The following is a 13,783-nucleotide window of genomic DNA, read 5'->3' as shown; positions in this document are numbered from 1 at the left end:
TAATACCATTTTGAAAAAAGAATGTTACGAATAATAAGTGCAATAAAAAAAATTTGCAGGAAATGTCCCTTTGATAAAAAAGATAATTTATGACCTAAAAACTGGTATTAAATCTATTCCCATACGACTCCTGACTCCTGAGGACTGACTCCTAAAAAGTACCCTACCTATTTGTAGCAAACATTTATAAAATTGGTGTTAGGTGGTAGGTGTTAGGTCTTAGATGTTATACAAATTTTATGTGAGGTGGTACAAAATTATGAAAAGGGTGCATCTCATAGCAAGCAAAAATACTTTTTTCCTATTCCCTAAGATTTTTATACACAAATAAAATAGGATTGCTATAATTAATAATTACTTATTAATTGTTGAATCCCTATTTTCTATTCCCTCTTTCCTGGAAATGTCTAATTATGTAAAATCAATCGAGCTTCAGATGAGATATAATTGAACTAATGTCGAAAATATAAAATATCTACAATCTTCCTTCTTCCTTCTTCCTTCTTCCTTCTTCCTTCTTCTTCTTCCTTCTTCCTTCTTCCTTCTTCCTTCTTACTTCTTCCTTCTGCTAAAAAAATAATTCAAAAATCAGTAGAATGGCGGATGTATAATCAGTAAAAAATGTGCTAAAGAAAAAATAGTTTGAGTCAATATTGAATTAGTTAGTACAAGAAGTAATAATGAATTGAATACTAGGAAACATTTTGCCCACTGTTGACTTTTTCCTGCTACAAGTAAATCAAAAAACTTACGAGAAAACCCCGATCGATAAGTACAATTATTCAAAAAACTCAGTATAACAAGCGATGACATGATGAAGGAAATATGAAACAATAAATACTATGTCTATATGATGCTGCTCTATTGCTTAATACTGCAAAATTAAATATTATTATTTGAAAGGTTCAATCATTATGTCAGCTCCCACTATTGGTTATATTAAGCTAGCAAATACCCTGAGTATAGTCAGCAAAAAGCAAGTTACTGGAAAGTTGAGTGTCGCTCATGGAAATCAAGAATGGCAACTTTATTTTCTATTTGGTCATCTTCTATATGCAAGTGGTGGATTACATCCTACCAGACGTTGGTATAGAGCTGTCAAGAAACATTGTCCTAACTTTAAATTTGAAGTTAATCAGTTAACAAATAGTCAACTATGGGAATATAAATTGTTGCAAACAGCTATTAGTGATAATCAGATAACTTTAAGTGAAGCTAAGGCAATTTTGCGTACTATTGCGGAAGAAGTTTTCTTTGCTATTATTAATCAACCAGGTTTAACAAGAAGATGGCATCCACAGAAACATTCAACTTCTCACACAACTTTGAGTTTACTTCTATCAAGGCGAGAAATTAAAGAAGTTCTTGCTTCAGCAAAAATACTTTCAAAGTCTTTACAAAATGAAGGTTTATCCCATATTGATCCCGATGTTGTTCCAATTGTCAAAAATAAAGATAAGTTATTAAATCAAGAAAAATCCGAATCCGTTTTGAAGATCAATAAGTTACTCAATGGTAAACGAACAATTTGGGATATTACATTAGAAATGAAAATTTCATTACAGGCAGTTACCCGTAACTTATATAGCTTTAAAAAACTAGGCTTAATTGATCTTATCAAAGTAGAAGATTGGCTTCCACCTTCAGAAAAATTCCACTTGCCAGCCATAGAAAAGAGTGTTAAGAAAGTAAAAATTGCTTGTATTGATGATAGTTATAGTACTGGTTTATTACTGGATAAAATTATCAAGCCACTGGGATATGAAATTTTGCATATTCAAGATCCAATTAAAGGATTAGCTGTTTTGGAAGAATGTCAACCTGATTTGATTTTTTTGGATTTAATTATGCCTAAAGTTAGTGGTTATACAATATGTGAATTTTTACGAAAAACTACTACATTTCAAGATATACCAATTGTATTTTTTTCAACTCAAGATAGTATTATCGACCGGACTAGAGCTAGAATTGTAGGTGCTGATGATTACCTGTTTAAATCTTACGATCCAGAAAAAATTCTAGAAGTTGTAGAAAAATACGTCAATCCTAAACGTTCTATAAATCAGTCAAAAAGTACTTTAGAGGAAGCATATAATTTGAGTTTTATAGCTGTAGGAAGCTAAAACTAAATTGCGATCAATTATCAGTTGATTATCCATTGATGGTGATTTTGATATAAGATTTTGCACTTCCTACAATCTAGTACTTCTATATAAACTACATCACGACTACCCACCTAAGATCCAGTAAATATTATATCTAGTCAAAAAGTAATAGTAATAAAATTATTAAATCAACATTATCAACCTCCATTTTCCTAGTAGAATTTTCAGACAAATTGATTTTTTAATAACTAATCCTGAATAAAATAGTCCGTAGAGGGTTAAACCCTATAGAGCAAGTTTGATTTTATGATTAAACTAGAGATAAAATTATATAGCAAATATCAAATATAATAATTATGTTAATAACTAATATAGGATGTAACAAAGTATGGAATGCTTTAACTGCACTAAGTCAGAAACAAGCAACAGGTAAACTAATATTAGACAATGGCGAACAAAAGTGGCAGATTTACTTTTGCCGAGGACAAATGTTATATGCCACAGGGGGACTACATAAAACTAGACGTTGGTACAGAACAATTAATCAACATTGTCAGTATCTAAAATTTAACGCTAGTTTACTATCTAGTGAAGAATTATGGGAATATAAGCTTCTTCAACAAGGTCTTACTGAAGAACAAATAACTTTAAAACAAGCTAAAGCAATTATCCGTAGTAGTAGCTATGAAGTTTTCTTTGCTTTAGCAAGTCAGTCAATTTTAAATCTCAATTGGCAATCAGACCGGGAATTAACATCAGAACTTTATCCTAACTTAGTATTATCTCCATTAGAATTAAAAGAAGTTATAGAGGCAGCACAAAAACTTTGGGAACGCTGGCAAAAAATAGGTATTAATGATATTTTCCCAGAACAAGCTCCGGCAGTTAAAAAATCTATAAAATCACTAAATCGTCTCAGTGAAGAATCTATACAGGTTCTTACTAATAAGTTTAATGGTGAAAATACTTTGTGGGATATTACAGTTAAAAAAAGGCAATGTTTAGCCTTAACAACTCGTACTATGTATCATTTTTTTAAACAAGGTTTAATAGAAGTTCGAGCTGTACCAGATTTACCTTCACCATTAGAACAATTACGCCTAGCTTACTGTTCAACAAGTCTTTATAGACCTCTAATAGCTTGTATAAATTCTACACCAGCAACAGGTAAATTTTTAGAGCAAATATTGATGCCTAAAGGTTATAAAATTGAGAAAATTACTGATCCAATGCAAGGGGTAGGATTAATGGCTAAAAAAAATCCTGAATTAATATTTATAGATTTAATTATGCCCGAAGTTGATGGTTATGCACTCTGTAATTTTTTGCGGAAAGCTTCAATTTATAAACAAACTCCTATTATTATTTATACTGGACAAGATAATTATATAAATCGGGCTAGGGGATTATTAGCAGGTGCTACAGATTTTTTAAGAAAGCCAGCAACTGCAACAAAAATATTAGATACAGTAGAAAAGTATTTAAAGTTGAAAAAACAGGAATATCAAATTAAAAATAACCTTTCCCAATCTTTAGCTTTGGCACCTGAATTCTGAAGAGACTAATGCCGCTACGCGGAATTTATAAAGTCAAAAGTCAAAAGTCAAAAGTTAAAAGTTAAAAGTTAAAAGTATTGATTTGTAATTGCTTTAGGATTTTGTAACCAGTTATTTCCGCCATCCTGCACTAATACCAAATTCAAAAAAGTTCGTTACATCTTACAGCAGTTTCCGAAGCTATGAGGTACAGTTGTTTTTATTCTTTTATTTTCCCTGTTCCCAGATCCGGTGTTCCCAGATCCGGTGTTCCCTCAAACCTAAAATTTTTTATCTCATAACAACGGGAAACGCTGTAATTTGTGAATTATAGCGCTGTGCGCAGGCAACAGCTCCAGAAGGCAACAGCTCATCTGGGGGAATAAAAAACCGATAATATAAGGCTGTTATATCATGTCCGGTTGAATACTTATAATTAAGATAGTAGGGGAGTAGGGGAGTAGGGGAGCGGGGGAGTAGGGGAGTAGGGAAAATAGAAAGATTTACTGTTGAAGCACTCATGATAAGTTTTTCATCACTGATTATCCGGACATGATATTAGCTATTAGACATCTCCAAAAATCAAAAATAAAATCAATTATCGTACAGAAATTATCATTTATTCCCCTCCTGGGAGCAAGGCTGTTTCAAAGTATCGCAAGTTAACGATGAGCGGGAGAATGGGAGATTAGGAGATCAAAGAATAGCAAAATTTACCAAAATTTGCTGATTTTTCAGCCAATAAGCGTCCCTTTTGCTCTGACTAAAATGGTGAAAAGTCAATTTAATCATAAATTAAAAGCCTCAATCCCCGTGTCTCCGTGTCTCCGTGTCCCCGTGTCTATTGAGAATGAAACAGCCCTGCCTCCTGGGAGGGGGAGGGGCGAGGGGTGGGTTCCCTATTCCCTATTCCCTATTCCCTATTCCCTCTTTTCTGGAGATGTCTATTGGACAGTTCTTGTAATTTGTAAATATGCCAGCGCACATTGCTATATTTGAAATAATTTAGGTGAAATTACTGTAGCGTCAAAGTTTTGAGACTGTAATATCATGTCCGGTTGAATACTTATTATTAAGGTAGTAGGGGAGTAGGGGAGTAGAGGAGTAGGGAACCCACCCCTCGCCCCTCCCAGGAGGGGAAAATAGAAAGATTTACTGTTTAAGCACTCATGATAAGTTTTTTCCAGATCGCTCTTATCCGGACATGATATAAAATATAACTTTTGACTTTTGACTTTTGACTTTTGACTTCTAATTACTTTTGACTTCTAATTACTTTTGACTTTTGACTTCCGTGAAACGGTATAAGTAAATAGAAAGATACACCAGATCATAAAAATACTAATGACAGAATTCATGTTGCCCACAATGCGCATTGAAAGCGATAGTATGGGAAAAATAGAAGTACCAGCAAATCGTTATTGGGGCGCTCAAACTCAGCGATCGCTCATATACTTCTCTATTGGGCAAGACTATATCCCACCAGAAGTCATCAAAGCATTCGCTATTCTCAAAAAGGCAGTCGCTCAAACCAACCACGAACTCGGCAAACTTCCAGAAGACAAAACAAAATTAATTTCTCAAGCAGCAGAAGAAATAATTGTAGGGAAACTAGATGGTAACTTTCCGTTGCGAGTCTGGATGACAGGAAGCGGCACCCAGTGCAATATGAATGTCAACGAAGTCATCTCCAACCGGGCGATCGAAATTGCTGGTGGAGAAATGGGAAGCAAAATACCAATACATCCCAACGATCACGTTAATATGTCGCAGTCATCTAACGATACTTTTCCTACTGCCATGCACATTGCCTCAGCAATAGCATTACGGGAAAAGTTGTTGCCGAAAGTCAAGAAAATGCGCGATGCACTCCAGGAAAAATCAGAAGTATTTTCCGACATTGTTAAAATAGGACGTACTCACTTGCAAGATGCTGTACCGTTGACATTGGGGCAGGAATTTTCTGGATATGTGGCGCAACTGGATGCAAATATGCAACACATCACCAATGTCTTGCCAAGTTTGCATGAACTCGCTCTAGGTGGCACTGCAGTGGGAACGGGGTTAAATACAGTTAGTGGTTTTGCCGAACTTGCTGCAAAATATATTCGTGAAATAACCGGGTTGCCATTTGTGTCTGCACCTAATAAGTTTGCTGCTTTAGCTGCTCACGATCCAATAGTTATGGCGAGTGGCACTCTGAAGACTTTAGCTTGTTCGTTGCTGAAAATTGCTAATGATATTCGGTGGTTGGGAAGTGGCCCCCGGTGTGGGTTTGGAGAGTTGATTTTACCTGCAAACGAACCGGGATCTTCAATTATGCCAGGAAAAGTTAATCCCACTCAGTGTGAGGCGATGACAATGGTGGCAACTCAGGTAATGGGGTATGATGCAGCGATCGCTTTTGCTGGCGCTCAGGGAAGTTTTGAGTTAAATACTTATAAACCGATGATGATTTTTAATTTGATTCAGTCGATTAATTTGATTGCTGATAGTTGTAATAATTTTACTGATTTTCTATTAGTTGATTTACAGGCAAATCAGAAAAAAATTGAATTTTATTTGGAACAGTCTTTGATGTTAGTGACAGCTTTGAGTCCGAAAATTGGGTATGATAATGCGGCGAAAGTTGCTCATTTTGCTCATGAGAAAGAGTTAACTTTGAAGGAAGCTTGTTTGGAGTTGGGTTATGTTTCTGCGGAGGAATTTGACGAGATTGTAATTCCTAAAAATATGACTCATCCTGGGAATTAGGAAGATTTGTAGGTTGGGTAGAACGGAGTGAAACCCAACACATATTTTATTAATAGATACAGACTTTTGTTGGGTTGCGCTGCCGCTTAACCCAACCTACCAATAGCTAGGGTATTTATTAGAATTTCCTACGGAATGCTCCGCAAACAGCAATTCTGCAATCCAGAATTCGTATGGGGATAGATTTAATAGCATTTTTGATGTTTTGGATTATCTTTATTCGTCAAATAGACTTTATTTGAAAGTCTATTTATGATTCTTATTATTCGTAACATTCTTTTTTCAAATTGGTATTACTGTTTTCCTTCCATCAAAGAATAAGTATTCAAGCGGACATGATATGACCGTTTATTTATAATATCAAGTAACATTAATTAACTGCAATGTAGGGACGTTCCATGCAACGTCCCTACCAGATTGGATAAAGATTGTTTATGACAGTTATTTAATGAAACATGATATAAAATGGCAATTGAGTATAATTATACAGTAACTTAATTTAATTCAAAAATAAATAATATGACACTTAATGAACTACTCCCTGTTGTTCGGATGCTTTCTTCTAGCGATAAACTCAAGCTAATTCGGATTTTAGCTGAAGAGCTAGAAGCATCTGAACATATTGCACCTTTAGAACCTTTCAAAACTTATAACTTGCCAACTCCATACAATTCTTTTGGTGCTGGTGAAACTCTTATGAAAGCACTTACTGAAGATAATATAAATTGAAAAATATGCGATTCAAATACTCGCCTCATAAATAACTGGAATATAGCATTTCTCTGTTTAATAAGGTAAATTTACGATCCCCCTAAATCCCCCTTTTTAAGGGGGACTTTGAAGACTCCCCCCTTGGGGTATCTAAAATTGTGCCTTATAGATTAAAGAACTGCTATAAATTTGAATACTCCCCCCTTTTTAAGCTATGCGTTATAAACATCTTTTTTAAGATAAAACGTAGACATTATAGACAAATTATGTTTGATACTTTAAAAGCCTTTTTCTAGAGAGAAAATGTATTTAAAAGTACATTTATTTTGATAAATTCAATAATTTTACTTAGATGCTATGACTATTTTTCCCTTCTCTCCTGCTCCCCTTCTCCCCTGCTCTCCGTGTCCCCGTGTCTGGTGCGTCTCCGTGTCCCGGTGTCTGAGGAGTTCCTTATAAGGGATAGCTTTTTAAGGGGGGCAGGGGGGGATCTAATGTTGTTCTGGAAATATATTTAGGAATTGGTTCGTTGGTGACAATAGAATACAAAACATCTGGATCTAAATCTGCGCCATTTTCCCAGTAAATTGTTCCCCATTCAGGATTAAGTTTGACATTTTTAAAATAATTGATATCTTGCTAATTTGGCAAAAATTCCCGTAAATTCTATTAGACATCTCCAATAATAAAAAATCAAATCAATTATCCCAAAGAAATTATCAATTCTTTACCCCTACTCCCTACTCCCTACTCCCTCTTTTCTGGAGATGTCTATTAACTGACTAATATCTACAATTCCCTCTTTCCCATATTCAAATTTCAGATAAAATAGATAGTTTTCTTGATGATTAACTTCGATAATGTCTTTTAACATGATTTACTTTATTTGTCATTGCGAGGGGGAGATGGCAAAAATTGTTTCAGTAGTCCTTAAGTATCTCCCCGAAGCAATCTCAGTAGCTAAAATTTCCCGGAATAAATTGCTTCTATTTTGTCATTGCGAGGGGGAGATAGCAAAAATTGTTTCAGTACTCCTCAAGTATCCCCCCGAAGCAATCTCAGTAGCTAAAACTTAAACGAAGAGATTGCTTCGGCTAATTTAATATTTTTCTTGTAAGTTTAACTCATTTATCACCGCCTCGCAATGAAAATATTAATGTTATGATATTTACCAATAAATAGCCGAGAATTTAAACAGACGCGATAGAACGAACAGACAAAATTTCATCTTGTTTTAAAGGTTCAACAGCAGACATAGGAACAATAATCACATTTATAGATTCTCCTATGGCATTAAATACTTCCAATACATAACCATTTTCTCCTCCTTCCGGGTGAGTTGCTGTATCAATTAACATGGCAATATCGCCTTTTTTCAAGTTATATTCTGGGAAGTCTTGGGTTAGAGAAATACGTTGGTATAGTTCAAGCATTGGTAGTTTTATCTTTTAAGTGGTATCAAAGTAATAAATTGAGTTTGATTCTCTGCTTTTCGTTGTAACCAGATGGTAATAACTGCTATGTTTCTGTTATTAACTCCAGTTATTGTACCTTCAACTCTGTAAAATGTACCGTATTCATTGCTTCTATCTACTATTGCTTCTGTGGTAAAAACTAATTGCAGAATACTATTTTTGAGTTGTTCAGAATTGTTGATATTAAAACCAGCTTGTAAAAGAAATTTTGATTTGTCATCTTGTTCTCGATATACTAATAAATATTTAGTCAGTTTTTCATCAGGAATAATTACAGGTTGGGGTAGTTTCATTATTTGAGGAGTAGAAACAATAAATTTTTGATATGACTACTGGGGTTATTTGGTTAATTTTATTCATAACAATAAACTTTAAACCTCTTGCTGATAACTGATAACTGATAACTGATAACTGACTAAGGCGGCTGAAACGCTTATATGTTAAAGTCTACAAGTCTCTGCGCGAGAGAATAGTACACACCTTATCTACACCCAAAAATAAACCCAACCCCCACCTAACCCCCAAGATGAAGCCTCGAAACACTAAGGGGAGGTACCCCGTGGAATGCGATGATGAGTTTTGTTTCCAAGTTAATTTACTGTAACTCAACCATTCGTCTCCTTTTTTCCATCCTACTTTCTCTCCAAACTTTTCCCATACCTCCCGATTATACTCTTTTGTTCCACCTAAACTCTGATAAATTTTCTTCTGCACAGAAAAGCCAAATTTACCATCGCTATATTTTACCCAAAGCTGGTCTATTGTGCGGAGGTCTGTAGAAGGGAAATTTTCTATATCTTCTACCTCTAGATATCCTTGCTCCTCTTGCTGTGCAACTTTCAACATACAATGAGCCGTTTCGATATCTGCCTCTGTCCACTCCCTATTTTTTAGAAAGTCACGGAGCTTTGTATAGTCTACATTTTTGTCAGAAAGTAATTCTATTTCATCATTTTGAAGGCTAGTTTTAATAGCTTGAAAAAACTGCTCTAAAACTTCAGATGGTGAAATATTCATAACATAATCATTTCTCAATCTTGAAAGTGATTGAATTGGCCGTTTTAAAAGTGATTGAATTGGCCGTTCAGAAGGTAATTCTATTTCATCATTTTGAGAGCTAGTTTGAATTTCACGTAAAAATCGTTCCTCAATATTTGCAACATCCTCATCTCTAAATCCCAAAAGTGATTGAATTTCCCGCAAAGTTTCACGAGTATTTTTTGTAAAAGGATAATATTTTTCAACAGCTTGACTAAAGATTTCCTCATAACGCTTTAACTTTTTATGAAACAGAATATAAGGTTCCATTTCCTCAGTTTCAATTGCCTTTACTTCCTCAGAGGATATACCATATCTCTTACATAATTCCTCCAATAAACAACGATTCAAAAAATCTATATTGCCATTATTTCTCTGCAATATTTCCTGCACTTTGCGACGATATTGCAACTTCGGGTCGTCTTGGGGAGAACTTGCTAAATAAATTCGATAACCCTCCTTCACAGGTGCAAATTGAGGAGTCATTGCCGGAGATTCTTCATGTACCTTTTCACTCACATATTGATGCAATTCATCCGCTGAAATTTTGCCATTATTATCAGTATCTGCTGCTCCAGTTTTAATTCCTTCTACTAGATATTTTGTATAAATAGATAATTCTGAACCTTCCGACTCAAAAGAACTTTGAACAGCACTAGAAGACATCAAAATTGCCCTACCTTTACCCCCTAATTCCGCTTGAATATCTATATTTTCATCCCCTTTAGCAGTCATTCCTTTAGTAAATGCGCCACTATAACAACAGTCAAGAATCACAACCAGACGTTGGGAAAAACTATCATTCATTTGACCTTGTAGAACACTAGCAGCTACAGCAGTAGGCGTAACAATTCCCCGTTTATCTTTGCGAGTTTTAGGAGTAGCTAAAAATAAATTACCCTGTTGACTTTTAACTCCATGACCAGAAAAATAAAAAAGTAAAACATCATCCTTATTTCGGTCAGCAAACAAATCATAAATTGCCTCTTCTATCTGTTGACGATTGGAATTTTGCAACACCTTAATATCATCAAAACCTCCCATTTCCGAATTACCTAAAACTTCCTTCATTGCCTCAACATCTTTCACCGCACTAGGCAAAGCAGGAAACTCTGGGAGGTATTCACTAACTCCAATTAATAGAGCTATTTTTGCCATGAAAAAATCTCCTTAAGCCTTCAAAAAATCATCTACTTCTGTCAAAGTTTTGTTCAAATATTAGGATAGAATCTTATTTAGAATATATGGAAGAGTTAAATTCAGATAGTAAGTTACATAAGTTCTAATAATAAAAAATAAGCATTTCGTAGGTTGGGTAGAACGAAGTGTTAGCGGAGCTTATCCGTTAGGATAAACCCAACATATATTTTATTTCAATAGATATAGATTTTTGTTGGGTTGCGCTGGCGCTTAACCCAACCTACTAGACTAAGTGAAACCCAACACTTATTTATTGATTTAGATGCAGATTTTTGTTGGGTTGCGCTGTCGCTTAACCTAACCTACTAGACTGATAACTGAAAAGCTGATAACTAAGCTTATTATGTTAAAGCTTATAAGTCGCTGCGCCAGAGAATCTTGATTAAATGCCCGTAGACAACACAAATAATGCGCCCACGCCAGTACCGCCCTAAATGCACTTCCTCAATTGTACTCAGGCCAACGTCCAGGCCACCACCTATAGGGAGATACCCAGTATAATGGGTGTTAATATCGAATGTTAAGTCCTTGTAGTCACACCATTCTTTACCGATACCTAATATTCCTCCTTTGCGCCATCCTACTTTATCTCCAAACTTTTTCCAAATCTTGACATTGAACTGTTTTGTTCCCCTAAAATTCTGATAAATTTTCTTCTGCACAGAAAAGCCAAATTTACCACCACTATATTTTACCCAAAGCCGATCAATTGTGCAGAGGTCTATGAAAGGAAAATTTTCTATATCTTCTATTTCTAGATATCCTTGTTTTTCTCGCTCCGCAACTTTCAACATACAACGAGCAGTTTCCATATCTGCCTCTTTCCACTCCTCATTTGCTAGAAAGTCACGGAGTTTTGTATAGTCTACATTTTTGTCAGAAAGTAATTCTATTTCATCACTTTGAGGGCTAGTTTCAGATTCTGATTCTGATGACTCAGGTAAAAATCGTTTCTTAATATCTGCAATATCCTCATCTCTCAATCCTAAAATCAACTGAATTTCCCGCAAAGTTTCCCATTCTTTTTTTGTAAAAGGATAAGATTTTTCAACTACTTGACTAAACATTATTTCATAACGTTTTAACTTTTTATGAAATTGAATATAAGGTTCTTTTTCCTCAGTTTCAATTTCTTTTGCTTCCTCATAAGATATACCATACCTATTGCATAATTCCTCCAATAAAAAACGATTCATAAAATCTATATCGCCATTATTTTTACCCAGTATTTCTTGCACTTTACGACGATATTTCAATTTCGGATCGTCTTGGGGAGAACTTGCTAAATAAATTCGATAACCTTCCTGCACAGGTTCAAATTGAGGAGTCATTGCTGGAGATTCTTGCCGTACCTTTTCACTCACATATTGATGCAATTCATCTACTGAAATTTTGCCATTATTATCAGTATCCGCCACCCCAGTTTTAATCCCTTAAACTAAGTATTTTGTATAAATAGATAATTCCAAAACTTCCGACTCAAAAGAACTTTGAACAGCACTAGAAGACATCAAAATCGCCCTACCTTTACCTCCTAATTCTGCTTGAATATCTAATTTTTTCATACCCTTTAGCAATCATTCCTTTCGTAAATGCGCCACTATAACAACAATCCAGAATAACAACAAGACGTTCGGAAAAACTATCATTCATTTCACTTTGTAGAAAACTAGCACCCACAGCAGTCGGCGTAACAATTCCCCGTTGACCTTTGCGAGTTTGAGGAGTAGCTAAAAATAAATTACCTTTTCTACTTAAAACTCCATGACCAGAAAAATAAAAAACTAAAACATCATCCTTATTCCAGTCAGCAAACAAATCATAAATAGCCTCTTCTATCTTTTGACGATTGGAATTTTTCAACACCTTAATCTCATCAAAACCTCCCATTTTAGAATTACCTAAAACTTCCTTCATTGCCTCAACATCTTTCACCGCACTAGGCAAAACTGGAAATTCTGGGAGATATTCACTAACTCCAACTAATAGAGCTATTTTTGCCATAAAAAATTCTCCTTAAACATTCAAAAAATTGTCTACTTCTGCCAAAGCTTTTTTCAAATCTTCCAGATTACCAACTTCAATATCTATCTTTCGACCATTACCTTCAGCCTTAATTTTAAGAGTCTTACCATAGAGGCGATCGCCCAAATATCCAACTAAAGCTTTAAGATTTTTAGCATTAATTTCTGTGGTGAGAATTCCGACTAAAAAACCGCCAATACTTTTAGCATTAGGTTCGGCTTTTTCTATTGATATTAAATCTGCTTTTTGAACGCCATCAAATACTTGAATTTCCGACAGAATATTCCGGGTATCTTCTTGAAGTCGCTCCTCTTCTAATTTTAGATCAGATAGAGTAATTGTTAGTTGAATATTTTCAAACGACATAATGTTTAATTGTTAGTTTTCAGGAATAAAATTACTAATTCAAAGGAGAAATAAATTAGGACAGCAGTTTTCAGGTCAATGAACCACATTACAAAAATGATAATCCAGGACGTTGCATGGAACGTCCCTAGTGTGTTCTACCCAAAATGAAAACCGCTGTAAATAGATAATCAGGATGATTATAACCTTAAATTAGTTCTTTAAGCAAAAATCGTAAATTGTAGGGGTTCTCCAAACCCCCACGATAAAATATTACCGAATAATTAATAATTAATCATTATTAATTAAATAATTCAGCTAATTCTGGCTCCCCTTTACAAGAGGAAAATAAAGAAATAATATTTCCTTATGTTTAATCCTCTCGGTTTTAACCAGAGGTAATTATCCATTATTCATTATCCATTAATGAAAACCTAATTTAGGGTAAGCATTCAACTATTAGCTGTCAGCTATCAGAAAAAAAAAGGGGGTTTTAATGAATATATACTGTTTCAGCCAGCTTTTATAGTAAGTATAAATTATGACTCAATTAGTAAAGCTTTTATCTAAAATTAAAAGCAATAGCTGATTGCTG

General features: G+C 34.6%; 13 protein-coding genes. 4 read left to right on the top strand and 9 right to left on the bottom strand.

Translation table 11 applies throughout. The features are described from left to right. Positions 1-914: 914 nt before the first annotated feature. From F6K54_RS27115 to F6K54_RS27100, 4 genes are all read left to right on the top strand, one after another. Entirely contained in the window at positions 915-2,123 is a 1,209-nt protein-coding gene (locus tag F6K54_RS27115; RefSeq protein WP_293084529.1) for a PleD family two-component system response regulator, read from the top strand. A gap of 338 nt (positions 2,124-2,461) precedes the next feature. Then, complete coding sequence (locus F6K54_RS27110) at positions 2,462-3,661, top strand: response regulator (protein WP_293084526.1); 1,200 nt, start codon at positions 2,462-2,464, stop codon at positions 3,659-3,661. Between the two features lie 1,323 nt (positions 3,662-4,984). Beyond that, positions 4,985-6,394: a class II fumarate hydratase gene (fumC, locus tag F6K54_RS27105; RefSeq protein ID WP_293084523.1), complete on the top strand. Its 1,410-nt coding sequence runs from the start codon at positions 4,985-4,987 to the stop codon at positions 6,392-6,394. Positions 6,395-6,913: 519 nt separating this feature from the next. Further along, positions 6,914-7,123 (top strand): hypothetical protein, encoded by a 210-nt coding sequence (locus tag F6K54_RS27100; RefSeq protein WP_293084520.1) that lies wholly within the window; start codon positions 6,914-6,916, stop codon positions 7,121-7,123. Positions 7,124-7,558: 435 nt separating this feature from the next. Here the strand turns inward: F6K54_RS27100 and F6K54_RS27095 are convergent, their stop codons facing one another. The 9 genes from F6K54_RS27095 to F6K54_RS27055 all read right to left on the bottom strand — a co-directional run bounded on the left by F6K54_RS27095 (position 7,559) and on the right by F6K54_RS27055 (position 13,209). Continuing rightward, a complete protein-coding gene (locus F6K54_RS27095) occupies positions 7,559-7,693 on the bottom strand; it encodes a hypothetical protein (RefSeq protein WP_366558247.1) in 135 nt (44 codons plus the stop codon). A 145-nt stretch (positions 7,694-7,838) separates the two neighbouring features. Next, the gene (locus F6K54_RS27090) at positions 7,839-7,979 is read right to left on the bottom strand and encodes a hypothetical protein (protein WP_293084517.1); all 141 of its coding nucleotides are present in this window, start codon (positions 7,977-7,979) and stop codon (positions 7,839-7,841) included. Between the two features lie 316 nt (positions 7,980-8,295). Beyond that, positions 8,296-8,538, bottom strand: coding sequence for a DUF4926 domain-containing protein (locus tag F6K54_RS27085; RefSeq protein WP_293084514.1), 243 nt, complete (start codon positions 8,536-8,538; stop codon positions 8,296-8,298). An 8-nt stretch (positions 8,539-8,546) separates the two neighbouring features. Then, positions 8,547-8,873 (bottom strand): DUF6883 domain-containing protein, encoded by a 327-nt coding sequence (locus tag F6K54_RS27080; RefSeq protein WP_293084511.1) that lies wholly within the window; start codon positions 8,871-8,873, stop codon positions 8,547-8,549. Between the two features lie 154 nt (positions 8,874-9,027). Beyond that, complete coding sequence (locus F6K54_RS27075) at positions 9,028-10,776, bottom strand: GUN4 domain-containing protein (RefSeq protein ID WP_293084508.1); 1,749 nt, start codon at positions 10,774-10,776, stop codon at positions 9,028-9,030. A 395-nt stretch (positions 10,777-11,171) separates the two neighbouring features. Then, positions 11,172-12,236: a GUN4 domain-containing protein gene (locus tag F6K54_RS27070; protein ID WP_293084505.1), complete on the bottom strand. Its 1,065-nt coding sequence runs from the start codon at positions 12,234-12,236 to the stop codon at positions 11,172-11,174. Between the two features lie 15 nt (positions 12,237-12,251). Continuing rightward, positions 12,252-12,383, bottom strand: a complete 132-nt coding sequence (locus F6K54_RS27065) for a hypothetical protein (protein ID WP_293084502.1) — start codon at positions 12,381-12,383, stop codon at positions 12,252-12,254. Further along, on the bottom strand, positions 12,346-12,822 hold the full coding sequence (locus F6K54_RS27060) for a caspase family protein (protein WP_293084499.1): 477 nt from the start codon (positions 12,820-12,822) through the stop codon (positions 12,346-12,348). Before F6K54_RS27060 ends, F6K54_RS27065 begins: the two co-directional genes overlap by 38 nt. A 12-nt stretch (positions 12,823-12,834) precedes the next feature. Continuing rightward, positions 12,835-13,209, bottom strand: a complete 375-nt coding sequence (locus F6K54_RS27055) for a hypothetical protein (RefSeq protein ID WP_293084496.1) — start codon at positions 13,207-13,209, stop codon at positions 12,835-12,837. Between the last annotated feature and the right edge of the window lie 574 nt (positions 13,210-13,783).

Source organism: Okeania sp. SIO3B5 (assembly GCF_010692555.1).
Taxonomy (GTDB): domain Bacteria; phylum Cyanobacteriota; class Cyanobacteriia; order Cyanobacteriales; family Microcoleaceae; genus Okeania.
This window is presented reverse-complemented; position numbering and strand designations above follow the sequence as displayed.

Coding starts and splice junctions, on each gene's coding strand:
- F6K54_RS27075 (WP_293084508.1), bottom strand. CDS start 10,776: ATGGCAAAAATAGCTCTATTAATTGGAGTTAGTGAATACCTCCCAGAG.
- F6K54_RS27115 (WP_293084529.1), top strand. CDS start 915: ATGTCAGCTCCCACTATTGGTTATATTAAGCTAGCAAATACCCTGAGT.
- F6K54_RS27090 (WP_293084517.1), bottom strand. CDS start 7,979: ATGTTAAAAGACATTATCGAAGTTAATCATCAAGAAAACTATCTATTT.
- F6K54_RS27085 (WP_293084514.1), bottom strand. CDS start 8,538: ATGCTTGAACTATACCAACGTATTTCTCTAACCCAAGACTTCCCAGAA.
- F6K54_RS27100 (WP_293084520.1), top strand. CDS start 6,914: ATGACACTTAATGAACTACTCCCTGTTGTTCGGATGCTTTCTTCTAGC.
- F6K54_RS27110 (WP_293084526.1), top strand. CDS start 2,462: ATGTTAATAACTAATATAGGATGTAACAAAGTATGGAATGCTTTAACT.
- F6K54_RS27060 (WP_293084499.1), bottom strand. CDS start 12,822: ATGGCAAAAATAGCTCTATTAGTTGGAGTTAGTGAATATCTCCCAGAA.
- fumC (WP_293084523.1), top strand. CDS start 4,985: ATGACAGAATTCATGTTGCCCACAATGCGCATTGAAAGCGATAGTATG.
- F6K54_RS27055 (WP_293084496.1), bottom strand. CDS start 13,209: ATGTCGTTTGAAAATATTCAACTAACAATTACTCTATCTGATCTAAAA.
- F6K54_RS27065 (WP_293084502.1), bottom strand. CDS start 12,383: ATGAAAAAATTAGATATTCAAGCAGAATTAGGAGGTAAAGGTAGGGCG.
- F6K54_RS27080 (WP_293084511.1), bottom strand. CDS start 8,873: ATGAAACTACCCCAACCTGTAATTATTCCTGATGAAAAACTGACTAAA.